At 35.9% G+C, this 25,251-nt stretch carries 25 protein-coding genes; 7 read left to right on the top strand and 18 right to left on the bottom strand.

The window, feature by feature from the left end:
- Positions 1-202: 202 nt before the first annotated feature.
- Positions 203-1,915, bottom strand: coding sequence for a hypothetical protein (locus MKO06_RS12935; protein ID WP_241552482.1), 1,713 nt, complete (start codon positions 1,913-1,915; stop codon positions 203-205).
- A gap of 301 nt (positions 1,916-2,216) precedes the next feature.
- Between MKO06_RS12935 and MKO06_RS12930 the strand changes: the two genes are divergently transcribed.
- A complete protein-coding gene (locus MKO06_RS12930) occupies positions 2,217-6,503 on the top strand; it encodes an NACHT domain-containing protein (protein WP_241552481.1) in 4,287 nt (1,428 codons plus the stop codon).
- A 67-nt stretch (positions 6,504-6,570) separates the two neighbouring features.
- Here the strand turns inward: MKO06_RS12930 and MKO06_RS12925 are convergent, their stop codons facing one another.
- Entirely contained in the window at positions 6,571-7,692 is a 1,122-nt protein-coding gene (locus MKO06_RS12925) for a hypothetical protein (RefSeq protein WP_241552480.1), read from the bottom strand.
- Between the two features lie 57 nt (positions 7,693-7,749).
- Between MKO06_RS12925 and MKO06_RS12920 the strand changes: the two genes are divergently transcribed.
- Positions 7,750-8,784, top strand: a complete 1,035-nt coding sequence (locus tag MKO06_RS12920; protein WP_241552479.1) for a hypothetical protein — start codon at positions 7,750-7,752, stop codon at positions 8,782-8,784.
- A gap of 46 nt (positions 8,785-8,830) precedes the next feature.
- On the top strand, positions 8,831-9,196 hold the full coding sequence (locus MKO06_RS12915; RefSeq protein ID WP_241552478.1) for a DoxX family protein: 366 nt from the start codon (positions 8,831-8,833) through the stop codon (positions 9,194-9,196).
- A gap of 19 nt (positions 9,197-9,215) precedes the next feature.
- On the opposite strand, the gene MKO06_RS12910 is transcribed toward MKO06_RS12915, so the two are convergent.
- From MKO06_RS12910 to MKO06_RS12860, 11 genes are all read right to left on the bottom strand, one after another.
- The gene (locus MKO06_RS12910; protein WP_241552477.1) at positions 9,216-9,788 is read right to left on the bottom strand and encodes a TMEM175 family protein; all 573 of its coding nucleotides are present in this window, start codon (positions 9,786-9,788) and stop codon (positions 9,216-9,218) included.
- A gap of 6 nt (positions 9,789-9,794) precedes the next feature.
- Positions 9,795-10,664 carry a pirin family protein gene (locus MKO06_RS12905; protein ID WP_241552476.1) on the bottom strand — a complete coding sequence of 290 codons (870 nt, stop codon included), beginning with the start codon at positions 10,662-10,664 and terminating at the stop codon, positions 9,795-9,797.
- Positions 10,665-10,744: 80 nt separating this feature from the next.
- Complete coding sequence (locus MKO06_RS12900) at positions 10,745-11,623, bottom strand: pirin family protein (RefSeq protein ID WP_241552475.1); 879 nt, start codon at positions 11,621-11,623, stop codon at positions 10,745-10,747.
- Between the two features lie 43 nt (positions 11,624-11,666).
- On the bottom strand, positions 11,667-11,954 hold the full coding sequence (locus tag MKO06_RS12895) for a GNAT family N-acetyltransferase (RefSeq protein ID WP_241552474.1): 288 nt from the start codon (positions 11,952-11,954) through the stop codon (positions 11,667-11,669).
- Positions 11,955-12,024: 70 nt separating this feature from the next.
- On the bottom strand, positions 12,025-12,612 hold the full coding sequence (locus MKO06_RS12890) for a Crp/Fnr family transcriptional regulator (RefSeq protein ID WP_241552473.1): 588 nt from the start codon (positions 12,610-12,612) through the stop codon (positions 12,025-12,027).
- Between the two features lie 224 nt (positions 12,613-12,836).
- Complete coding sequence (locus MKO06_RS12885) at positions 12,837-13,286, bottom strand: DUF6730 family protein (RefSeq protein WP_241552472.1); 450 nt, start codon at positions 13,284-13,286, stop codon at positions 12,837-12,839.
- A 12-nt stretch (positions 13,287-13,298) separates the two neighbouring features.
- Positions 13,299-14,171, bottom strand: a complete 873-nt coding sequence (locus MKO06_RS12880; protein WP_241552471.1) for a relaxase/mobilization nuclease domain-containing protein — start codon at positions 14,169-14,171, stop codon at positions 13,299-13,301.
- Entirely contained in the window at positions 14,168-14,464 is a 297-nt protein-coding gene (gene mbpA / locus MKO06_RS12875; RefSeq protein ID WP_241552470.1) for a mobilization protein MbpA, read from the bottom strand. The genes MKO06_RS12880 and mbpA overlap by 4 nt, the downstream gene beginning before the upstream one ends.
- Positions 14,465-14,555: 91 nt before the next feature.
- Positions 14,556-15,425: a toprim domain-containing protein gene (locus MKO06_RS12870; protein WP_241552469.1), complete on the bottom strand. Its 870-nt coding sequence runs from the start codon at positions 15,423-15,425 to the stop codon at positions 14,556-14,558.
- Between the two features lie 204 nt (positions 15,426-15,629).
- Positions 15,630-16,814, bottom strand: coding sequence for a VapE domain-containing protein (locus MKO06_RS12865; RefSeq protein WP_241552468.1), 1,185 nt, complete (start codon positions 16,812-16,814; stop codon positions 15,630-15,632).
- A gap of 15 nt (positions 16,815-16,829) precedes the next feature.
- Positions 16,830-17,114, bottom strand: coding sequence for a helix-turn-helix domain-containing protein (locus tag MKO06_RS12860; protein ID WP_241552467.1), 285 nt, complete (start codon positions 17,112-17,114; stop codon positions 16,830-16,832).
- A gap of 290 nt (positions 17,115-17,404) precedes the next feature.
- Between MKO06_RS12860 and MKO06_RS12855 the strand changes: the two genes are divergently transcribed.
- From MKO06_RS12855 to MKO06_RS12845, 3 genes are all read left to right on the top strand, one after another.
- Positions 17,405-17,692, top strand: coding sequence for a helix-turn-helix domain-containing protein (locus MKO06_RS12855; protein WP_241552466.1), 288 nt, complete (start codon positions 17,405-17,407; stop codon positions 17,690-17,692).
- A 299-nt stretch (positions 17,693-17,991) separates the two neighbouring features.
- Positions 17,992-18,486, top strand: a complete 495-nt coding sequence (locus MKO06_RS12850) for a hypothetical protein (RefSeq protein ID WP_256946184.1) — start codon at positions 17,992-17,994, stop codon at positions 18,484-18,486.
- On the top strand, positions 18,480-19,175 hold the full coding sequence (locus tag MKO06_RS12845) for a nucleotidyl transferase AbiEii/AbiGii toxin family protein (RefSeq protein WP_241552464.1): 696 nt from the start codon (positions 18,480-18,482) through the stop codon (positions 19,173-19,175). Before MKO06_RS12850 ends, MKO06_RS12845 begins: the two co-directional genes overlap by 7 nt.
- 25 nt (positions 19,176-19,200) lie before the next feature.
- On the opposite strand, the gene MKO06_RS12840 is transcribed toward MKO06_RS12845, so the two are convergent.
- The 3 genes from MKO06_RS12840 to mnmE form a co-directional block, all read right to left on the bottom strand.
- Positions 19,201-19,932, bottom strand: a complete 732-nt coding sequence (locus tag MKO06_RS12840; RefSeq protein WP_241552463.1) for a hypothetical protein — start codon at positions 19,930-19,932, stop codon at positions 19,201-19,203.
- Positions 19,922-21,064 carry a site-specific integrase gene (locus tag MKO06_RS12835; RefSeq protein WP_241552462.1) on the bottom strand — a complete coding sequence of 381 codons (1,143 nt, stop codon included), beginning with the start codon at positions 21,062-21,064 and terminating at the stop codon, positions 19,922-19,924. The genes MKO06_RS12840 and MKO06_RS12835 overlap by 11 nt, the downstream gene beginning before the upstream one ends.
- Positions 21,065-21,288: 224 nt before the next feature.
- Positions 21,289-22,704, bottom strand: coding sequence for a tRNA uridine-5-carboxymethylaminomethyl(34) synthesis GTPase MnmE (gene mnmE / locus MKO06_RS12830; RefSeq protein ID WP_241552461.1), 1,416 nt, complete (start codon positions 22,702-22,704; stop codon positions 21,289-21,291).
- Between the two features lie 105 nt (positions 22,705-22,809).
- Here mnmE and MKO06_RS12825 point away from each other — a divergent pair, with 105 nt between their 5' ends.
- A complete protein-coding gene (locus tag MKO06_RS12825) occupies positions 22,810-23,148 on the top strand; it encodes a DUF4870 domain-containing protein (RefSeq protein WP_156282199.1) in 339 nt (112 codons plus the stop codon).
- Positions 23,149-23,248: 100 nt separating this feature from the next.
- Here MKO06_RS12825 and MKO06_RS12820 read toward each other — a convergent pair whose 3' ends face one another.
- On the bottom strand, positions 23,249-23,659 hold the full coding sequence (locus MKO06_RS12820; protein ID WP_241552460.1) for a hypothetical protein: 411 nt from the start codon (positions 23,657-23,659) through the stop codon (positions 23,249-23,251).
- 329 nt (positions 23,660-23,988) lie between these two features.
- A complete protein-coding gene (gene dnaN, locus MKO06_RS12815; protein WP_156282195.1) occupies positions 23,989-25,107 on the bottom strand; it encodes a DNA polymerase III subunit beta in 1,119 nt (372 codons plus the stop codon).
- Between the last annotated feature and the right edge of the window lie 144 nt (positions 25,108-25,251).

Below are 25,251 nucleotides of genomic sequence, written 5' to 3'. Positions count from 1 at the left end.
ATTATTATCTGTAATACTTCAAATAGGGTGGGAGTAGTATCAGATTTTCGGATAGTAAAACTAACCAATCCTGAGTATATTTCAAATGCAGATAATGGAAAAAACCTAACCTTTTGATAAAATATGGAAATTAGGACTATTAAGACTAGATGGCAACTATAAAATATTAGACTAAAAGCTAATTATTTCATTTGATCAAACATTATTCTTTAGGAAGTAACGAATTCTCAAATATATGCGAAACATTTTTCTTCAACATTTTTGGCCTCCTTAAATAGATTTTATTAGTTAGAAAATCACTGAATGAAATCATCGAATCTAATCCTTCCACCTTGTCAATATAATTATGATAATGATCGATTACGTTGGAGAGTTTTTTTAATCTTCTTTGATGATAAAGAAAATCATCGATATGGATTATTGTAAATGATTTAATAAAGTATTTGGAACTATATCCAATTTTAAAAAGCTCTTTTTCGAAATAATAATTTAAATATTGATTAAAACCTATTGAAGTTAGCGTAGGATCTGTTACGATTAATATAGGGTAATAAATTAATTTTTTGGGATTTCCAGTATTATCAAAAAAAGTATAACTCCCCTCAATGGAAAGCCTAATAAAATTTATAAGTTGAAGTACCGCTTTAGATTTTATCTTAGATGCATCTTTAAATCCGTAGCAATAAAACTTAGTTTTAATTTCATCTAATAGTTCTTCAGTATTAAGTTTAATCTTATTAGCGTTCGAAATAAAGGAATTTTTGCACTCGAACAGAAATACTTTTTTACCGTTTCTTATATAGAAATCTGGAAGGCTTAAATTGTCAATTCTTTTTTGTTTGGTTTTTTTTATTGTGGATTCTGACAATTTTTTATAAGAATTACCGAAAGTCATCTTAAAGCTATTTTCGAGTAGCATATCTTCAATAAAATCTTTATTGTAGTCTTGGCTAAAATTAGGTAGGCCGTAAATTTTACTATGGGCTAAAATTTCATGATAAAGACTTGAAAATAATTTATTCAAAAGAAACTCCATATCAAGAATTAGGTATAAACCCTCTTCTATTTCAATTATTGGTTTTTTTCTGAGGTTTTGGAATTCTGACCAACTTGAGTTTATGCCACCTCGAACAGTTAGATAGGAGAGAATCTTTTCAAGGACTGGGTATAATTTAGATGAAATAAAAATCGTTTCAGTGGAACCGCGACAAATATTAAAAACATCAGTGAAGTATTCATACCAAGTACTAATATTTATTCTCCTTAAATAAGAAAGTGACATTTCGTAATATTCCGGTTTCGATCTGAGCCACTTTTCAAACAAAATAAACTTGTATATCTCTGGTTGAATAGATTCTGCTATATCTAGTTTAATAAGAGGGTTGGTTATACCTATTAATAAATGAAACTGAATATCATCCAGTTCATCAAAAGTATCTTTAAAATATTCTTTGAAAATTTTATCTTGTCTTGACGCAATTTCTTCATTTATCATAAGATAAAGCTTGAAAAGTGCCAACTCACTCTCTGTTTCTTTTTCCTTTAAAATAGAGTTCGAACCCATCTTAAAATCTGTACTTTGTGATAATAAAAGTTCCATTGATCTTAGCGTCGAAATACGATTTATTACCACAACAGAACGGAGATCCTCTTTACTTGATTTATAATCTTTATGCTTATAGAATGCTTTTATTATTTTTTGTTTAATATTTTTATTTAAACCTGGCAACCAGTTATTTAAAATATATTTTAATTCATTGGAGGGGTCCTTCCGAAGTTCATGTTCATTTTTATTTAATAAAACCAAGAATATTAAAGCTACATGGCAGTTGATTTTTTTTAATATATGAGGTATGCTTTGTTTATCTTGGAAAATATCCCTATAAGATAAACGGACTACTAATTTAGATTCCAAAAGAAAGTATTAAGTGTTGAATTTTAACTATTCCAATTTAATATAATTATTTGCTAAATATTTATTATTTAAAATTGAGAATTGTTTCCATTTTGTTTTTCCTAATCAAAGGGAAGAAGATTCTTTTAATATTATACCTAAGCACTAAAATTGTTGGTGGGTTTCTTTAAATTGAGACTTTCTGAAATTATTTTAATTTCCTTCCATAGCGTTCGCCTACAAAGATCAAAATTAGAGATTATAGATTACACTTGGAAGGAAGAATAACTTTCCTAATTTTACTACAAATCCATACATTCAAATGAATAGTGTTCTAAACTGGAATAATTTAAAACCTTATAATACAAATCAAAGTAAAAGTTTTGAAGAACTGTGTTATCAGTTAATGTTCGAAGATCATTCTACTAAAGGAAAACTAACTTCGATTGATGACAGTGGAGGTGGAGATGGGGTTGAATTCTTTTTAGAATTACCTAATGGCGATATATGGGGCTGGCAATGTAAATTTTTTGGAAGGTTAGATGGAAAGGGGAGAAAAGCACAAATAAAAAACTCGCTACAAAAAGCTTATGACACTCATGGTACCAAATTAAAGAAATGGATATTATGTAGCCAGCTAACGTTTACTAACGATGAGAGAGAGTGGTTTTATAAATCACTTCCAATAAAAATACATAAGGGTAGATCGGTTCTTCCAAAAAAACATGAAGTGACACTCGATCATTTGGGAGATTCAGAGATCCTGAATTTATTGCGAAAGTATCCAGAAGTTCATAGATACTTTTTTACTGATAAAATTTTAGATCGGGATTGGTTTAGGGATAAATTTAATTTAGTTTCTAATTCCACAGTAATTAAAACTAAATATTTGAATGGCCTTCATGTTATGTCCGAAGCTGACGAAAAAGTGATTCAGGTCCTTTTTGATTCAAGACTTGCTGATATTATAGAGGAACGTAAAAAAATATTAGAAACGGATAAATTTTTAATTGAATATGAAGAAAGAATATCTGAAATAATAAATAATGATGTAGATGAGGATTTTGAGGAAGATTATTTAAAAATCAGGAATTTTGTTACTTCCAATGAATATCCTTCAATTATTAGAAGTGGAAATGATATTCTTCTTAAAATTCAGGAGTATTTAAAGAAAGATCAAAAAAGCTTACTTGAGTCTGTTGTTTCTAAGGCGCTTACTTATAAAGAGGAATTGACAAATTTCTATTCTAATTATTCATCTTTTCGGGAAAGAGATATAATCCCAACATTTCATTGGGATACGCAAGAAGAAGAGAAATCTGAGCCCAGAAAGACTAAGATGAAAAAATATAGAGAAATTTCTCTTGGGCCTTATTTCACACTTAGGAATTATATTGATGCTTACTTAAATATATTTCATTGCTTGGAGTATAGACATCTGAATGATATACATATTTCAGGAGGAGCTTCTAAAGGTAAAACACATCTGGCAACTAATGTTGTTGAGTATCAAATACAAGAGGGAAAGCCGGCAATATTTTTATTTGGTAAAAATTTTAGATCTAATAAACCATTGAGGGAACAATTAAAAGATCTATTGGATTTACCCATTGAATGGAGTTTAAAAGATTTTTTGGGAGCTTTAAATGTCGCCGGTAGAGTTAACAATACCAAGGCAGTTTTATTGATAGATGGTTTAAATGAATCTATTCACTGGAAAAGTATTTGGGATACCGATTTAGAAATGCTTATTAATGAGATAAATCAGTTTTATCCACACATATTATTTATTACCACATATAGGAGTTCTTATGAAAAGGAGTTATTTCCAGACGGTTATTTTTATGCTACTTCAAACAATTGGCTCAAAAAAGCAGAAGTAGAGGGTTTTTTAGGTGAAAATCTAAATGAGGCAGTTGATAGATATTTTAAACATTATGATATTAAGTTGCAGAATCAATCTGCGGCAATGAATCATTTTTCTGAACCTTTATATTTAAAAATTTTCTGTGAAGCCAAATCTGGTCAAATTGTGTCTTTCCAAAATGAAGACTTATTTGATGTATTTGATCAATATCTCGAAAAATCTAATAAAAATGTTGTTGAAAGTTTAAAGTTATCGGCTAGATATAACAAAAATTTTTCTCAAAACATATTAAGAAAAATTTCAAGAATTTTATGGAATAAGAGCAGAAGAAATGCTCCCCTGTCTTGCGTAATTCCCAAAATAATAACTGAGGAACAGTTAGTTGTATTTGAGGGAGAGGATTTATTAATTTTTCGGGACTGGGGTAAGGAGGAAATGATCACATTTACTTATGATCTATTAAGTGGATATTTGATTGCAAAATTTCTTCTTGAAGGAATTGAAAGCGAGGTAGAACTAACTTCATTTTTAGAGGGAGATAAGTTTCATAATGAACTGATTATTAGGAAAACTCTTCATCCTTTATACCATGATATATTACGATGTTTGTCTGTTTTAATTGTTAAAAAGTTTGGATTGACAATTTATAATCAAGAATTGAACCCGAAAATTAGGCAATATTTTTTGGAGGCTTTATTTGAAATAAATACAGCTACAGTTGAAGCTAATAAAGACAAAGCCTTGAGAATTGTAGTGGATAATTTCAAGTGTGATAATACCAAATTCCAAATTTTTAAATTATTTAACCATACCGAATTTAATATCGATCATCCATTGAATTTTAATTTACTTTCAAATTTATTGTTTGACTTATCGATGGCTGATAGAGATACTACTTGGACGGAATATATCAGAAAACAGTATGACTCATATTCTTCTGAGAGACTTAAAAATTTTATAGAAAAGTTTGAATCTATTTGTAAGGATAATGAGCCTGTTTCGGATAGAATTCATATTGCTGCAAAAAAAATAATGTGGTTGCTAACTTCTACAAATAGAGAAATGAGGGATAAAGCGACAAGAGCTATTTATTACTACGGAAGAAGGTTTTCACTTAACTTCATTGAGTTAACAGAGTATTCATTGGCCATAAATGATCCTTACGTGTGGGAGCGAACGCTTGCCAGCCTATATGGAATTATACTGGCGAAGCATAATGATTGGAAGTCTAAGTATTTCAGAGAAAACTTATTAGTAAAAACTGCCAAAAGACTTTATGAATTAATTTTTGCATCTGAAGCTCCCTATTCGATGACTCATATTTTAGCTAGAGATTATGCCAGAAGATGTATTGAAGTTTGTTTGATGCATCATCCCAAATCCCTCTCTGAAGATCAGATTAAAGAAATAACTCCTCCTTATACTTTTGGAGGAATTAGGAATTGGGGTGAATATGAATATGGAGATAAGAATTATGGATATGATGGCCCTATTCATATGGATTTTAGTAATTATACTATAGGATCTCTTGTGCCAGAGGGAAGTTCCTATTCAGACCCTCCAGAAAAACAAAAAGTAAGACGTCAAATCTATTGGAGGATTTTTGATTTGGGGTGGAATAAGGAGAAATTTGAAAAAGCTGAAAAAAATATAACTCAGCAAGGTTTTTATCACGCTAGAACACAAAAGCCAAAGATAGAAAGGTATGGTAAAAAATATTCTTGGATAGCTTTCTTTGAAATTTATGGCTTTCGGGAAGATAATGATCTTGTGAGGGATGAATGGCCTGAATTTAGACCTTCACAATCTGATATAGATCCAACCTTTCCTGAACTTACTAAAAATAAACCATTTATAGTAGAAGACTTTTTAGGGGATAGAACAATTTCAATCCATGATTGGTTGAAAAGCGGTGAAACTCCTGGATTGGACTCTTATTTTGAAATGAATGATTTGAATGGAAAGGGTAAGGAATGGGTTTGTCTTAATGGCTTTATTAGTCAAAAAGATGAAGAGGTTAGGAGACAGCAATTTATGATAGTGAGAGGGATTCTAATAAAGGAAGCTGAATACTCGACTTTTGTGAAATTGTTGAAAAGTAAGGATATGAAGTGGGACCGTATTCCAAGAGTTTCTGAGAATTATTACACATTTGCTGGCGAAATGAATACCATTAAGACCGCAACATATAGTAACTTTCATGAAGTACAGTTCGTTGTTGGTGAAAATAAAAAATTGGTTAAACGAGGTGAAGAGGGCTATTATCCTGATACAATTTTCGATGAAAAGGGATTAAATATAAGTTATCCTAAGGAGAGAGAAATTATTGCGGATATAGTTGAGAAATTTGAAATTTTAATTCCTGTTGCTGAGTATAACTGGGAATCTTACCATAGCTCATTAAATCAAGCAGGTCATCACAAGGTACCTTCGATGGAAATTTCTTCTTATTTAAAATTAATTAATGCTCCGCAAACATTTAATCTTTATAATAGGAGGGGAGAACTTGTCACAATAAATTTTCATTTTTATTTAGATTATAATACTACTCAAAATTTTGTCTACATGCGTAAGGACTACTTCGATAAGTTTCTTAGAGATAATAATTATAAATTTATCTTTTTAACGCATGGAGAACGTCAATTTTATTCAAAGGATCTAGGAGCGGCTAGGAAGTTTTCTAGCGAAAATGATACTGATAGTTATAAAATATTTAAGCATATTAAAGAGTATAAGAATTGAATTATTTACAGTTCGATTGCCTTTTCAGTACAGATTAGCTTTAAATAAATCACCTAGAATTATTACTTTATCTAAGTAGAAGTTTAAATGGATCTATATCTGAAAAAAGTTCATCTTCACTCTTTTTGAAAGGATCCATCCAATCAGCTTTCCTTTTTCCAAATTCAAGTAACTCTATATTTTCCTGGGTAATTTCACCGGTACTTTCAATATGTTTCTCGAATTCTTTCAGGTATTTCCTTAGTTTATTGGCCTCGTGCCACAACTCCGAATTTCGATGAAGTTCCTTAAAAATTTCTAGCTCTGAATCGATCAACTTTTGTCTTTCCTGCTCCAGGCGTTCCTTTTCTAATCGTTCTTCTTCACGTTTCTTACTTTCGATTTTCCGCAGCCTTTCTGCTTCAGCTTCGATCTCCAACCAGGCAATTATTGCAGATAATTTATCTTCTAGTTTTATATATTTAGCGTCATTCCAGGTTTTGCTGTAATAATATTGTCCTGTTTGAATCGACAACATTCCAGTAGGTTCCGATTTATATTCATCCCCGTACCTTCCTGGAACTTTAATTCTTTTATTCTTTTCCGAAATACAGATCTCTATTTCAATTCCATATAATTTCACGAAGGAATTATACCTTCCAAAAATCATTTCATGACCCCGCACTTTTAAGTTTTTTAATAAGACATGAAATAGTAATAAACTTCTACTGAATTGTTTTTTGGATACATAGCATCTAATTGGCCCCGGGTGATACCTGTCATAGTAATCCAGATTGTCTGGAACTCTAATTTCATCATGGAGCCATTTCTTGGTTTCTTTTAATACGAGATCCAGTTTAGCAGGTAGTTTACCAGGAATAGTGAAATTCGTTTTAGGGTCAGCCTCTATCTCCAATATTTTCTGATCCATTTCCGTCAGATCTCCAAAATCTCGTTGATCACCTTCTGGTCGGAGGTATAAAGTAATCTTAGATTCTTTATCTAAAGAATTAAGCTCTGGCATTTCCACTTCCTTTCCGTATTTCTTTTTCGACCAGTAACCGTTAGGTGGTAAGGGGACCTCATTTCGCTCACAAATTCGTTTAAAACTGTTATAGGAAACCATATATTTTTGAGTAAAATAGGTGAGGGGATGTTCCCAAATCAGCGAATATAGTCGCTCTCTGGTAAGAATGATTTTTTGATGCATAGCTTATGAATTAGATAATAAAATTTACTACTTTCATCACCTTCAAATCCAGTCCCAATGAATTTTAACTTAAGGAGGTTTTCCCTCATCTTTATTTTCAGTGTTATTTTATTTTCCTGCTCTAGCGATTCTGATCCAACTCCTGAGAAAGAGGAACGAGGAGAAACTATTGTCCAGGATGATTACCAGTATGTAGCCCTTCGAAATGACGGTAGATTGTTTACTATAGGTGATCAAACGGGAGAAGTGGAAGATGCTGGAAGGATTTCGGATTTAGAGTTTAATACGGTTTTCAATTCGGTAACCTCCTCTCCTAAAAACAACTATATCTTCGAAGCATGGTTTGATCCACCACAGCAACGATTATTTGTTCGTAATCGTACCAGCGGAAATAGTCAGATGGTGGAATTAGAATTTCCGGAAGAGTTCGGAAACGTTCCAGGTTTAATGTCATTAGACTGGGATGCGAGTCAGGGAAATCTGGTAGGTATCATTAGAGAAGAATTTGATATTCCGTCTCTTGATAAACCTATCAAAATTGCCAGAATAGAACCGGATACCTACGAAATGACCATCTTGGAGAATCTGGATTTGAATGTCCTGGGATATCGTAATGTTTTTTCTTCTCAATTAATTGGCCAGCGATTATATGTAAGCGCTTCAAAGAATTCTAATTTGGTTGATGCCGAACTTCTGGAAATAGACCTAACTGAAAAAACCTTGAAAGTGTTGTCCCAGGAGAGTATAAATACCGGGTTATTAAACCTGGGAAGAATACCAGAAACTAATACCTTACTAGGCTTTGCTCCCCAGGTGAACACCGGCTATGCTGGTGAAGTAAAACCATATATTTATGATATCGATAATGAGGAGTTAGATCTATTGGAAACTGTTCCTCGTATTTCCGGGATTCATTTTGCACATAAAACATTTGTTAATCTGCACTCTGGCGAAATGGTTTCTTTAATAGGGAAGGAGGGGTATAATCTTTTTAAGTATGATCATAGCAATAATGATTTTGAAATTACCCCAATAACGAACCCTGAGGATCTTTCTACTATGATCGCGATTATTGATGTGATTAAATTATAAAATAGTATATACTATTGAGAAGTAAGCGGCTCTAAGAATAAATTCTATGATAAAGCAAATATTACTGATCTTACTGGGTGTTTTCTTTCTTCTGAATGGTATAAATCACTTTTACAATTCAAAAGTCATTGAGGAATATGCAGAAAAGAGAAGCCTGTTAGCCTCCAGGCTAATGGTGAAATTAAGCGGAATACTGCTGTGTCTTGGCGGATTAAGTTTAATTACGGGGTACTTCTTGCTTTACGGGCTTGCCGCTTTATGCCTGTTCCTGATCATCGCTTCTTTCACCATCCATAAATTTTGGGCCTTGAAAGACAGGGATACGATTATGCTGGAGTCGATGCATTTTGCCAAAAACTGGGCCATCATCTTTGAATTACTTTATATAGGAGACTCCATCTTGGAAATATAACTATCTTCCGAAGCACTTCTTACTTTGAAAAGTCCTCCAGGCGTCTATCAGGGACGATCCACATGATAGCGACCAGAATAAAACAGGCTATGGAAGTCCAGGAATTAAAGAATGCCAGGGGTATGGAAAGGATATAAACAATAATTGAAATATGTTCTTTGGTGCCTCGCCTGGTAATCTTTTTTAAAGGGAAATTATCATCATGAAATTTAATTAGCTGCATCTCCAGCAGCCAGTAGGCAATTGCCGACATTAACAAAATAAAACCGTACAGGGCAATTGGTTCACTCGTTTTAAAATTTTCTCCGGCCCAACTTGTTGCAAATGGAATTAAAGACAACCAAAACAAAAGATGCAAATTCGCCCATAGAATCTTTCCATTCACTTTTTGAGTCACCTGTAAGAGGTGGTGATGATTATTCCAGTAAATGCCCAGGTAAATAAAACTCAGTAAATAGCTCAGGAAAACCGGGGCAACTTCCAGTAGGCCTGCTAAATTGGTGTCTTCCGGAGCCTTCATCTCCAGGACCATGATAGTAATTACGATCGCGAGCACACCATCACTAAATGCTTCCAGTCTTCCTGTTTTCATTTTCTTTTAGTTGGGTAATGGAACAAATTCTGTTTCGCCGGGAACTTTAGGGAATCGCTGGTTCTTCCAGTCTTCCCTTGCTTTTTCAATAATAGTCTTGTCTGAAGCCACGAAATTCCAGTGAATGTGTCGCATTTCATCAAAAGGCTCCCCGCCGAAAATATAAATAGTAGTGTCTTTACCCATCTCAAATTCACAGAGTTTGTGATCTTTTGCCACTAATATTTGTTTGGGTTCATAGCTAATATCTTCAGTAATAATAGTGCCTTCGAGAATATAAATACCAGACTCTCCAAAAAGGTGATCGCTCAAATTCACTTTTCTCCGCTCCTTGCTTTTCAGTTCGAGCAGAAATAATTTACTATGTACTGGTACGGGTGACTTTCTGTTGAAGCATTCACCAGCAATTAGTTTATATTCTATACCATTTTCCTCCCAGGTCGGGATATCTTCTTTTTCAATATGATTAAAAGAAGGTTCCATTTTTTCCAATTCCTTCGGAAGGCCTACCCAGATTTGTAATCCATGTAGGGATTTTTCTTTATCACGCAATTTTGGTGGTGTTCGCTCTGAATGTACGACTCCTTTACCCGCAGTCATCCAGTTAACAGCTCCCGGATTGATTTCAACCTCGGTGCCCAGACTATCGCGGTGCATAATGCTTCCTTCAAAAAGATAGGTTAGGGTGGAAAGTCCTACATGTGGATGTGGAGGAACATCGAAGTTTTCATCCATTTTAAGGTGAATAGGACCCATGTGATCGATAAAAACGAAAGGGCCTATCATCCTTTTTTCTCTAAAAGGCAAAAGTCTTCCTACAAGAAAATTCCCGATATCGGCAGCTCTTTCCGGGATGATGTTTTTTATGTTGGACATATAATAAAGTTATTGATGAAATCTTAATTGATAAAGCCAGAACGGAAATTCTGGCTTTATCAATCTATTTGTGTTATTAATCAATCTTCAAGATAACCGAATTTTCCCATATTGAAATCATTTATAGCCTGAAGAATTTCCTGTTTGGTATTCATCACGAAGGGACCCTGGGCTGCTATCGGTTCTCTGATAGGCTCTCCGCTTATGATCAAAACTACAGCGTTATCCATGGCTTCTATAGTAAATGACTCTCCGGCATTTTCAAAAAGAACAAAATCATCGGTTTTTGCAACTTCCTGGCCATTAACATTAATACTGCCTTCAATTACCAGGGCTCCCGTATTGTATTCCGCAGGAAAGGAATATTCAGCTTTTGCTCCTTTATTTAATCTGGCGTTAGACATATGTAAGGGAGTAAAAGTGCTTGCAGGTCCCTGGACATCTTTATAATTTCCGGCAATAACTTCAATGTTACCACCTCCATCCGGCATTTTGTAAATTCCCATCTTATCTTTCGAGATGGCCTGATATTTTGGCTGAGACATCTTATCCTTTGCCGGAAGGTTCACCCACAACTGAACCATTTGAAAATCACCGCCTTTCTTGCTGAATTCTTCTTCATGATATTCTTTATGAAGAACGCCTGAAGCAGCGGTCATCCACTGTACGTCTCCTTCGCCTATCACTCCGCCATCACCACTGCTGTCATGATGGGCAACCTTTCCCTTATAGGCAATCGTGACAGTTTCAAAACCTCGGTGCGGGTGGACTCCAACCCCTTTAGGTTTATCGGATGCTGGAAAATGGAATTTAGAATTATAATCCAATAAAATAAACGGACTCATCCGTTCCATATCCATTCTAAAACCACTGGGAATAAAGTTATGAACTCTAAACCCATCACCTACAAAATGAGGAGCAGGTGGATTTGCAATTAATTCGATATTTTTTGTGCTCATAGCTTTAAATTTTGGTGTAATGAGAGATTATTTAAATCTCAATTCAATTTTTATGAAACATGGAGATCTCCTGATACTCTTCGTGTTTATCGATATATGCTTTAATGAATGGACAATAAGGCTTAACCTTTAGGTGATTTTTCTTAGCATATTCCAGAACATTTTTAGCCAAAAAGCTTCCGATTCCTTTTCCGCTTAATTCCTCAGGAACCTCCGTATGCATAAAGCTTATTTCGTCTTTATGAAGCTTATAGGTTACAAAAGCAACGTGGTTTTCCACCAGGACTTCAAACTTGTTTTTTTCGATATTCTGATGTAGTGTATATGACATAACTTCTAAAGTTTAGAACAAAGTTAGAAGCTAGGGATAAATCTCTCTTGATCTATGGTAAGAAATAAAATTAGCTTTTATTGGCAAGGTCCCGTCGTACCCTGCTTAAACTTTCAGGAGTTATTCCAAGATAGGAAGCCACCATCCACTGGGGTACACGGAATTGAAGATCTGGATACAATTTAATGAACTCCAAATATCGGATTTTGGCAGAAGCGCTCAGCAGGAGATTAATCCGTTGATTCAAATGCCGGATATGGTTGTGTAGTAAGATCTCATTGTTTTTCCTGAAATTCGAGCTTAGTTCTTCGATTTTCTTGATCAAATATTCATCCAGGGGAATCAGCAAAGAATTTTCAATAGCTTCAATATAAAACTTGGAAGGTTCTCTGAAAAATACACTATCTCGATCGCTCAACAACCAGTTTTCAGCAGCAAATTGAATAATATGTTCCTTCCCATTTTCTGAAAGGGAATATAGACGCAACAGGCCACTCTCCACGAAAAAAGTATGTTTACATATCTCACCCGGTTTCAATAGAAAACCCTCAGAAGAAATATACTTTTCCTTAATTAGTTCATGTATCAAATAAACGTTGGATTCGCTTAAATCGAACTTTTCAATTAGATACTGTGTAAAATTTGGATAAGTTGCCATTGAAATTATTAGAGAAACTTAAGATAGAAATTTTGAAGCTTAATAAGGCTATCCTATGAATTTTTAAAACCTTTGAATCCTCAGGTATAAAAATAGTTTTTGAAATGGAATTCTGGGTTAAGCCCCATATCTCCCATAACTAACCTTGCGCGAGGTTCCTGTGCTGTTTTTATAGTGTACGGGAAGTTAAGCGTTAAGTAAAAACAGCATAGGGCGCATATTTACTAATGGGATTGCTCCAGCCAATTGCAGTAATCTTCTTTTATATTAGAGTTTTCTGAAAAATAGTTTTGGTAGGATTCCAGTTTCGATTCTACAATCATTTTATAAACCTCAAACTTTTCATCCTTGGCGGAAATAGCAGAATAGATAAAATATCCCAGTCCGGATAATAGAAGAACCAAAACAATCCCAAATAGTACCAGTATATGGTTAGGGATCAGACTGGCTTTCTTTAACTGAATATTGACTTCTCTGAGTAATACATTTTTTTGCTCATTGGCTTGTGCCTGATTGACAAGGAAAGGCTGTAGGTTTTCTTCAATAGCTGCTGTGCTTATTGGGATGCTTATATCGTTCAACTCTTTAGATAAGGCTTCCAGTTTTTCCAGCGATGTTTTAAAATCGGCCATTTCATCGGCCATCAGTTCCATGATCTCATCTAGCTTTTTCATACTTATTATGATTTAGTAACCCATGCCCATGCCGGTGTCAATTGCTCGTTTGATCACTTGTTTTGCCAGGTCTTTAGCGATCTTAGTTAGCATATTCGTACTTAGTTGTACGGTATTATTTGCCAGCTTTAAAGTTTTTGGTGCTTCTTTGAGTCTACTGAAACTATTGTTCTGAGAAATTTCAGCGATCAATTTATTGCCACTCATAGACCGGTGAACTTCACTCCCTTTTAAATTGAGGCCCTTATATTCGAAACGGAAGCCCTGCAGCTGATTGGATTTATTGATACTGGGAATGACCTTAATGTTTCGGGCATTCATTCTTTGGATATACTCATCCAAGGATTTTGGCCTGGATTCTAGAACTTTGTTATGGATATGCTTAATGGCCAGTCGCTGCCATTTTAATTCCTGTAGCTTTTCATGTTGAACTTCTCTTACGCGTGTAAGTCCGATTTGTTTAGCTACATTATCTGCGGCTATCTGACTTCGTTTTCCTATAAAGCTGTCTTTGTAGACTTCACCTTTTAAGCTGATACGATTTGCATAGATATGAATATGGGTATGCTCTTTATCCTTATGAACAAACCCAATGGCCTGGTGATTTTTAAGATCCATTTCCCTAATAAAACGCTGAGCGATCTTTTCCAGATCTTGATGGTTTAAATTCTTACCATCTTTGATGGTGGGACTTACCACAAAGCTCAAGGTATTTTTAAGGCACCGGTCATTTTGAGATTGAATGATCTTAAATTCATCGGTGATCTGCTCTGGCGTATCACCCGCCAGGTGTTGTTTAAGAATGACTTCAGCTTCCTTATCCTGGTTCCAACCATATGATATGGATGCCTGGGTTCGAGATATGGATTGTCCTTTTCCTATCATTTTTTAAAGTTTTGAAGATGTGTTCTAATTTTTTCAGCGAGATCTTCAACTTCTATAGCCAACCTGGAATCACGATGTTTAAACATATTGCTGATTCTCATAAAGTTGTTTTTATACTGGATAAGCATCTGGTAGCATTCCAGTTGTTCGGGGGTGAGTCGTTCCACAATATTGATTTGAAATGCGGTTAATCGCAAGTATTCCGACAGAGAAATTCCGGCCCTGGCCGCTCTTTTTTTGAGTAGCTTTTTCTCGTAGATCGAGCATCGAATCTGGATGACTTCCCGTTTCATAATTTTGTCTTTTTAATCTTTGCAACCTCCGGGCGCAAAGCAAGATTGTCATGACAATGACACATCTTGCTTTGCTACTCAAAAACGATTTTTAGCTTGTGGAAACCCTGTGTCCACCAGCTAGTTTTTCACTGAGGTCTTTATAGTTTTTATAGCGATAACTTTGGTCTTTTATATTCGAATAATACTTTAATAATTCGGTGGTGTTTTTCTTTCCGGGAAGATCATTATCCAGGTAAAGATCAACTGTTCTATATTTTTGGAAGTAGGGGGTGATCTTCTGTAAAAATGAAATGGAGTTTAAACAAATGGCATCTGAATTCCTTAGATCATTGGGATAAAACTCTGCAATAGATAATAGATCAAACATGCCTTCACATACCATCAGAATATCTTTTTGTCTTTCTATGAATGTATAGGTCTTTGGTGATGTTGAAGTTTTAAAATAGAGATTGCGCAATTCCCAGCCACCTTCGTTATTTTGAAGTCCGATGGCATAGTAAATGGAGCCTTTAGATTCATACCAAACCTCTTTGCAATAGGTTCGGGCAACCTGTAAAGAAATACCTCTGGATCTCAGGTACTTCTTTAAATGACTTTTGGAGATTTCTCTTACCGCGGTAACCTTGTTGCAACTATCTTTTTCATAGATATGAGGTTCAGGGTTTTGAGTTCTAAATACCGGCAGATCATCTGAAAGGAATTGCAGGGCTTCGGCAACACTACAGTTAGATACTTTGCATACCAGGTCGATAACATTTCCACCTTCGCCTAGTCCGAAGTCGTACCATCGGTTTAGTTTTAAAGACACCTTGAAAGAGGCCTGTGTTTCTGACCGCAGGGGACTCAGAAACCAGGCTTCTTTCTCCGTTGTCCTACTGGGAAAGTGCCCCAGTTTTGCGAGTGTTTGAACGATGCAAATACTTCGGGCTCTTTCACAGCTTAATCTTTTTAAATTCATTTTTTCAAATTTTAGTTACCTACTTACCTATTGCAGTAATAACAAGGCTTTTCAAATAAAAATGCTACTTACCTTATCTTACCTATCTTACCTGGATTCCTGTTTTTAGGTAACTTAGGTAAGATGAATCTGGTTTTACTTACCTGACTGAAAGTCCTGCTGTCATTCGGTTTAAGAGATTTTAGGTAAGTAGGTAAGTAGTTTTTAAGTTATCTCCCACGGGCTTGAAGCGAAAAGTGGTTTCGCCAGAAATCCATATACTTGTCGTTGTGGATGTTTAACCCGATTAAAGTTCAAAGCATTCAGAGCTTTTCCAATGTAAATCGCGTTCAACCGAATATTCAGACAGGCTAATTTTGCCAGAATTTCTGATGAAGTATGGAAGTGCTTTATCTCCTCACTTTTTTCAAAGTATTTAGTGATTAATTCTTCCTCAATTGACAATTGTCTAAATTCCCTGTTTCGTTCCTCGTTTTCTTCAATATCCTTTGGTGTTAATTCCGGAGTGAAATGCGGATCGACATAGGCCAGGTGATAGGCCTGCGACCAGACCAAGTCAATATCTATATCTTTCGAATAGTTGAAATCAATTTTTCTCAGGAGTTTAAAGCATAGCCAGCGCACGGAACCTGTTTCATCACTTAAAAAATTAGCCTGGTTCGTAGAACCAATAAATGAACAGGTTCTGGAAAGCGTAGAGTTTTTCCGGTCGTATGGCAATCGTTCGTTTATAAAGGTTTTTGAGAAATAGGCTTTAAGGCTATTTATGTCCTTTTTATTCAGCATGGAAAGTTCATCCAGGTTTATGATGAAGTTTCGGGTTAGCTGAATCCGCGCATCTTTATCATTGCTGATATCTTCAGCAATATACTTACTCAAGGGGGGAGGACATAAAAACCGACACCATGTGGATTTTCCGGAATTTTGTTGATTATGAACCAGAACTAAACATTGCTTATTAAAATAGGTTTCCTCAAGAGCACAACGTATGGTCCTTACAAGCCATTTTCTGAAATGGTAGGAAAATATATTATGGTCCTGTACAGGTACATAAGAGGCTAATTTTGAAATATAGTCCTGACCATCCCAGTTTTTTAGTCCTTTGAAATAGGTTTCAATAGGATTAAAATGTGGTACCACATAAGACTTTAAAAGGATCTCCAGTTTATTTGGGGATACCTCTATATTAGATCTCGCCAGTTCTATTAGGATAGAATTCATTTGCAATTCCTCCCAACTTTTAGATCCTTTTAGTGAGATTTGAAAATCCTGGCTGATCTCGTTATACCGAATATCATATTTTTCAAATAGATATTCTTCCATATAATCGTAGATGGTTTTCTTCTTAGGATTCTCGACCCTGTAAATAGGTATTTTTGAATGATCCATTTTCAACCGGAATAATTATCTTCTATTACGCAGCGTATAATTGAGTGCTTCCTGTTGAATTTCATCCCTGGACTTGCTTGAATTGGTCAGTAGCCAGGCATCCAGTTTTTCTTTTGAGAAGTAGATCATTTTCCCACGTGGTTTGGAAAATGGTATATCGCCATTCGCAGTAAGCTTATATAAGTAGCTTCTCGAGATACCGGTATATTCTGAAGCCTCATCTATGGTTAATACATTTTTTTGAGTACGAACCATCCTTTCTATACGATCTAGTTTTTCAAGAATTTGTAGTGCATCCATGATAAAAGTTTTAATTATTAGAAATTGATTTTCGCTTTCTGAGCGATTCATGGAGCCAAACTAGCAAGTGAAGGAAAAAACAGGTAGTGCTATGATTACCAGGTATGTAAACTTATGCTTATGGTATGCAAAAAAAACATTTACGATGCGATTTAAGGAAATGGAAATTTGGATTTTAGAAACTACCTAGGAGACTGCCTAACGAAATTAAATTTGAAATTTTAATAAAAATTATTCTAATGTCGTTTATTTACGACAATTAATGTATTTTTGATGTAAATAAGCGACGAATGAATTCTAGAAAAGCAATTTTACTTCCGAAGTATCAAAAGATATTTGATGGAATAGGAGAAAATATTAAGCTTGCACGAAAACGAAGAAAACTAACTGCTGTACAGGTAGCTGAACGGGCGGGGATTCATCGTGCTACACTACATAGGGTAGAAAAGGGAGATCCTTCAGTTGCCATAGGAATCTACTTTAATATTTTTAAAGTTTTAAACCTGGAAAAGGATTTTGCTAACCTTGCAAACGATGATAAACTTGGTCGTAAACTTCAGGACCTCGATTTGATCTAAGGTTATATGTACCAGAAATTTATTTAATACCTTTTTTCAAACAATAACCATTAAATTATTCCATTCCTCTAAAAAACTTCAACTTAAGATATATCAATTATTGATCTTAATACATAATGTTTTTGCTATACTAATTTAGCTTCCGGGTCGACCAGATTAAAATCTTACCTTTACTTTATAATCCTGAGTAATATAACAATTTAAAATAGGCTAATTCGCGATTCGCGAATCGCGAATTGAGAAATTATTACTATTTTTGATTATAACTAATTAGCAGGAACATGAAGAAACATAGCGGAATGAGACCGCACGATATAGTAGTTCTTCTTAAAATTGCATCGAAGAAGGATAGGAGTTGGTATATGAAAGATCTCTCATATGAGCTTGGTATAAGTGGGAGTGAGGTGAGTGAGAGCATTAACAGATCGGTAATTGCCGGATTAATTTTTCAAGATAAAAAACGCTTAATGATGACAGCTATTCTTGACTTTCTACAATATGGATTGCCTTATGTATATCCTCAGCAACCCGGAGCATTGGTGAGAGGAGTTGCAACGGCACATTCGGCACCACCATTAAATAAGGTTATTGAGAGTCATGACGCTTATGTATGGCCATATGGTAATGGAGATTTAAGGGGGCAGTCCATAGAGCCTTTGCATCCAAATGTACCGGAAGCATGTTTAAAGGATGAAAAGTTTTATGAGCTCATGTCTCTTTGTGATGTTTTAAGAGTAGGTAAAGCACGTGAAAAGAATCTTGCTATTGAAGAATTGAAAATGCGTTTATGCTAAAAAATACTATAATAAATCGTAAGGCTACCGGTCAGGTTGCGCTCGCTTTAGGAGAACTGAATAAAGATGTGGTTTATGTAGGCGGTGCAATGGTTAGTCTATATATAGATGATCCCGCTGCCGAGGATGTAAGACCAACCAAGGATATTGATATTACCTTGGAAATTGCTAATGTCGGAGAGCTTGAAAAACTACGTGTGGCATTGGAAGACAAGGGTTTTGTCCAATCTGCGGAAGATGATGTTATTTGTAGATTTCGATTAAATGATATTAAAGTTGATGTGATGTCAACTACTGAGGTTGGTTGGGCTCCGGCCAATCCCTGGTTTGCACCTGGATTTGAGAACTCAATAACCAAGGAAGTCGAAAAGGTTGAAATTAGGATTCTTACTTTACCATATTTTTTGGCAACTAAGTTTGCGGCATTTCAAGGTCGAGGAGGGGGTGATCCCAGAATGAGCCACGATTTTGAAGATATAGTGTATCTTCTTAATTACACTTCGAGTTTTAAAGATCAAATTCAGGAATCCGATCCAGAGGTTAAACATTATCTAAAAGAACAATTTTTAGCTATCCGGGATAAGAGAAATATGCAAGAGGCTATAATTGGGAATTTATATCATGAGAACCAAGAAGTACGGTTTGATAGGATAATGAAGGAAATCAAAGAAATTACAAAAGAGACTTAACGAAATCTTTTCAAGAAAAAAAACTTCATGAATTTCCAAGTGAATAAAAAATTTTGAAAATCATTTTCAATGCTTCATGTTGCTTAGAAATAGGCGAGCGAGTAGGAGCATTTTTAAGAGTGTTATAATTATAATTTCTACCATCTTGCCGTAATATTACTGCAGAGGTGATAAGATTTTTTAAAGTCATTGAGTTATTCGGAAAAGTCTTTTTCAAATGGTCGTAAAATTCCCTGCAACTAGGACCATCCATTTTTAAGTGGATTTTTGATTGGTGGCTATCCCAGTCCTTAACCAAAACATTTTTAAAATCAATTAAAGATGTAGCTTCCTGGTCGATCAGTTCAAATCTTACCATTTCATTATATAACTGAGTTATATGTATATCGGAGATCGATAAATTGAAATTTTTTGAAAGTCTAGTCGAATCTGAGATTGGTTTTTTTAAAAAGGAAGATTTAAAAGGTTCTCCCCATGAAATAAAGCAGAAATATAAACCCAGGATAAAAACCAGGAAAACTATCAACGGAATTAAAAAACCAGGGCTTGTGTAAGATTGATGAAAAGCAAACATTAGGTGCATGAAAAATAACCCGGTAAAATGAAACAATAATCTTGGTCTTTCAAGGGAAATGATTATGCCTGAATGTATATTTAAAAAGTATGAATATACAGCTGGTAAATAGTGGATAGCCAGACGGCTGTAGATGTATAAAAATCCGAAGGAGAAGAGATATGTAATAATATCAAAATTCATAATTCATTTGGAGCTCCGGTATTAAATAGGCAGCCTCTTTTTTCTTCTTATCTACGATTTTCGCATATACCTGAGTGGTTCTTATTTCCTTATGCCCGAGCACTTTCGAAACAGTATAAATATCTGCGCCATTTTCAAGAAGCAATACAGCGTGAGTATGCCTGGCACTGTGAAATGTAATATGCTTGGTAATATCGGCGCGCATACACCATCGTAGAATTTCAGCATTAAAGTGCGCTCCATACTTCAATCCCTGAAAAACCCGTTCATTCGATTTTCTCCTTTTACCCAGTAAGTTTCTGGCTTGATCCGAGATATATTGATACTCCTGACCTTTAGTTTTCTTTTGCTTGAAAATGAGTCTGGAACCTTCGTCTTCATCTCTAACTTCCGCCCAGGTTAGTTTGTTGATATCACTCCATCTTAACCCTGTTAAGCAACTAAATAAGAATGCATTTTTTAAAACCTGGTGCTTACACCTGGCTTTTGCCAATGCCTGAAGTTCATCATGGGTTAAGTATTCTCTTGACGTTTCCCCCTGGGCAAAACCTTTAACCGTGGTAGCGAAATTCCTGCTGGTGTAACCGTCTTCAAACGCTTTTCGTAAGGCAGCTTTAAACTTATTGTAGTATGTATATTTTGAATTTTGAGATAGGGGAGTGTTGGATTTAGTTCTGGCAGTTTGATTCAAGTATTTTTTGAATCCCAGTACAAATTCTTCATCTATATCTTCAAAGGTGATCTTCCTCTTTTTACAATAATCCTCGAGATGATTTTGAGCAGCATCCCAGTTGTCGTAGTTACCCTTGGTCTCGTAACGCTCTTCTTTCAGTTTATCGTAATAGGTAAGAAATAGTAATTTACCCTTAGATCTGTCTTTGATTCCGTATTTCCCCTGGGCGTATTCTGCTCGTCGAATTGATAATATTTGTTCTGCTCTTAAAAGAGTTTCTTCATTTTGCTTTTTTTCAAACGCATTGGTAGGATTGATATAGAGGTATTCTTTTAAATATTCAAATTCTCTATTATGAATTTGCTTGCCATTCTTATCGACACTTTTTCCTTTATAGTATTCGATATAAAGGCTATACTTTCCTGAGGCTAGTTTTTTCTTTTTTAGTTTAATTTTCATAGCTGCCTGATTTCTATAAAGATACTCAAAAATTTAATTTGAGGTGTACTAAAGTACACCCGAGGTGTATATTTTAACACTGAGGTGTACTAGAGGTGTAAAACGAGGTGTACTAATAGTAATTTAATAGAAAATATAGTAAATAAAAAAGAGGCCTGAAAGCCTCATTATTATTAGGTTTTAGTATCAAATGACATCAAATAATATCAAATAAAATCTTCTGTTTATTTGCCAATACAGAAATTAGCAAAAATATTCCCCAGCAGATCATCGTTTGTGATCTCCCCGGTGATCTCTCCAAAGTGATGCAGAGCCTGGCGGATATCTATCGCCAGCAGGTCTCCGGATAGATCGGCATTCAGACCATCCTCGACTTTGTTGATCTCTTCCAGGGCTTTTAAAAGAGCCGCATAATGCCGCGAATTGGTCACGATGGTATCGCTGTTTCGCAGGGCTCCCGTATTTACGTAATCCAGTAGTTTATCTTTTAATTCCTCGACACCGGTTCCGGTTTTGGCCGAGAGTAATAAATATTGGGATCTCTCACTGTCGTTCGAAATGACTTCCAAACCAGATTTGAGATTTTCCAGTTCTTCTTCAGATAATCGGTCAACCTTATTGGCGATGATCAGGATTGGCTTTTGCGGGAACCTGTTCTTTATCTTTTCGATCTCAATTTTGAACCTTGAACCTTGAGCCTGGAACTGATCTGCACCCAGCAGATACACAACCACCTGCGCCTGACCTATCTTCTCAAAGGTCTTCTTGATCCCTATGCTTTCTACCACATCTTTGGTCTCCCGAATTCCAGCCGTATCGATGAATCGAAAGCCAACCCCGCCAATGCTCATCTCATCTTCGATAGTATCACGGGTAGTTCCTGCGATATCCGATACGATGGCTCTCTCTTCATTCAGCAAGGCATTCAGTAAAGTAGATTTTCCAACGTTTGGTTCTCCAACGATAGCCACGGGAATTCCGTTTTTCAAAACGTTCCCCGTAGCGAAGGAATCGATCAGTCTTTTTAATACGGTTTGTATTCTTGAAACCAGGTCTCTGAATTGATCGCGATTGGCGAATTCCACATCTTCTTCGGCAAAATCCAGTTCCAGTTCTATAAGTGAAGCGAAATTCAGCAGTTCTTCGCGTAGCTTCTGAATTTCATTCGAAAAGCCGCCACGCATCTGCTGCATGGCCATCTGGTGGGATGCGGCGTTTTCAGAATTGATCAGATCGGCTACGGCTTCTGCCTGGCTAAGATCCATTTTCGCGTTCAGGAAAGCGCGCAAAGTAAATTCCCCTGCTTCCGCAGACCTGCATCCTTTCCTGATTAGTAACTGAATGATCTCCTGCTGGATATACGGACTCCCGTGACAGGACAGTTCCACGGTTTCCTCACCGGTATAAGATCTTGGAGAGCGGAAAACCGAAGCCAGTACCTCATCGATAGTCCTTTCCCCATCGATTACATTTCCGAGGTGGATGGTATGGGTGGGCTGCTCTTCGAGTGGCTTTTTACTTTTAGCCTTGAAAAGAGGAGCAACGATCTTTAATGCATCAGGTCCGGAAACCCTTACAACGGCGATCGCTCCGGCTCCAGAGGGTGTTGCCAAAGCAACGATGGTATCATTCAATTTCATGCGGCAAATTTAAAAAGAATTTATCGCCTGGGCCATCTTTGTAACATATGCCGTTTTTACGCGTCTATTAAATAGAAGCTTTTGCTAACCATCAAAAAATCAATCATGAGAGAAGACAATCAAATGCTGGTGATGACTCATCTTAGCCAGCTACTCGACCTAATTACCGGAATTGGAGGATTTATCGTGCCGCTAATCCTTTGGTTAACACAAAAAGATAAGGTGGCAGGAATGGATATGCATGGGAAAATGATCCTGAATTTCCAGATAAGCCTGTTCATTTATTCCTTAATTAGTATTCCACTAATCCTGCTTTTCGGGATCGGGATCCTGATTTTAATAATTATCGGACTTATCGCGCTTATTTTGCCAATTATGAATGCCATAAAGGTAAGTAATGGTGAAATGCCGTATTATCCTTTAACAATAGAATTCCTGAAATAGGTTTTCACCTTTCTGAAATGAAAATAAAAAGACCACCCAAAATTTAAATTTTGGGTGGTCTTTTTAAATTTAGTGCAAATAAGGCTGTTTAATTTTCTTTTTATTCTGAAGGATCTTCCACCATTATTCTGGCTTCAATAAATTCTTCCTCACCAGACCGGAATCGAAGAACATGTTCTCCGGAAACTAGAGGGGTGAATGAATAGGTAATAGTTCTATCGGTTATCACCTGTGTACAGGCACAGCCATCATAGATCGCCTCGACCGCTATCGTTCTGGTGGTTTCCATAAGGCTTTCATCAAATTGGGCGAATTCTCCGCAACCATTGTTCACCCGAAAGTTTACAGTTACATCAACGGGTTGATTTATTGTAGCCGTTTGTGGTGCCTCAACGCTAGTTACATTAGCTATTTCTTCATAATTAATGCAATCCTGGTTATCATCATCGTCTGAACAGGCTACGATGAGGAAGAAACTTAAGATTAATATTAATATGCTTGTCTTTTTCATAATGGTCAATTTATATGATTAATATTCAGTTTTAATAGGACAGTTCTTATACAAGGTCTCATAGTTCAATTAGATCCAGCCTCATTTGGGTTAAACTTATTTTAGTTTAACTAACTGATCTATACCTTAGAATATAACTAAATTGACAGCGAATATTGACTGATTAACAGACTTTATCATTAACGGAAAGTTTTTAATAAGCCCTTCTTAAAACCAGCAAATACAGTTAAAATTAACCTTAATGGGTAATAAGAATGAAAGCCCGTTTCAAAACTTGAAACGGGCTTTTTTATTTTTACTGCCAACTGCTTACTGCAGCTGCCAGTTTATTAGTTATTTAGCATAACCGGCATTACCAGCATGGTGATCTTTTCACCATGATCCAGTCCATCAACCGGCGTAAGAATTCCTGCTCTGTTGGGAAGGCTCATTTCAAGCATCACTTCATCTGAAGTCAGATTTCCTAGCATTTCGATAAGGAATCTTGAGTTGAATCCAATCTGCATATCGTCTCCCTGGTAGGAACAGGTCAAACGCTCCTCAGCTTTATTGCTGTAATCCACATCTTCAGCTGAAATATTCAGCTCAGCACCAGCAATCTTTAATCTCACCTGGTGAGTGGTCTTGTTGGAGAAAATGCTAACTCGTCTTACTGAGCTCAAGAACTGGTTGCGTTCGATGCTCAGTTTATTAGGATTTTCCTTCGGAATAACCGCCTCGTAATTCGGGTATTTCCCGTCTATAAGTCTACAGATCAGTTCGGTATCGTCAAAAGTGAACTTAGCGTTCGACTCATTGTATTCGATCTTCACTTCAGATTCGCTTCCGGCAAGAATCCCTTTCAAAAGATTCAAAGGTTTCTTCGGCATGATGAATTCAGCCGGCTGCTGTGCCTGGATGTCTTCTCTTGAATATTTTACCAGTTTATGCGCATCGGTAGCCACAAAAGTAAGGCCGTCTGCCTTGAACTGGAAGAAAACTCCACTCATCACAGGACGTAGATCATCATTTCCTGAAGCGAAAATGGTTTTGGAAATAGCGGTTGCCAGTACATCACCTTCAACGATGGTGCTGTTTGGATCTTCAAGCTCAACCGGGTTCGGGAATTCTTCCCCGTCGGCATAAGCAAGCGCGTATTTTCCGTGATTTGAACTAAGTTCTATGGTATTGTTATCTTCAACTACAAAGGTTAATGGTTGCTCTGGAAAGGTCTTCAGCGTGTCCAGAAGCAATTTTGCAGGCACGGCGATCTTTCCTTCAGAATCTGATTCTACATTCAGTTTGGCAGACATGGTGGTCTCAAGGTCTGAAGCTGATACGGTTAGCTCGTCATTCTTAAGGTCAAACAGGAAATTATCTAAAATGGGTAGTGTGTTTGAACTGTTAATTACCCCTCCAAGTATTTGTAGCTGTTTCAGCAGGTAATTGCTGGATACAATAAATTTCATCGGCTTTTATTGATTTATTTTGAATCAATTACAAATATATCTGAATATGCCAAAAATCCCGGCCGCTTCGGGCAGTTTTTATTAACAGGATTGAATGTTTAAAATGAGGTAAAATACTGAAAAACAGTTATTTGTTATTCAATG

Origin of the sequence: Christiangramia oceanisediminis (assembly GCF_022570735.2) — a bacterium.
GTDB classification, from domain to species: Bacteria; Bacteroidota; Bacteroidia; order Flavobacteriales; family Flavobacteriaceae; genus Christiangramia; species Christiangramia oceanisediminis.
Note: the sequence above shows the minus strand (reverse complement) of the source record. Positions and strands in the feature narration are given on the sequence as shown.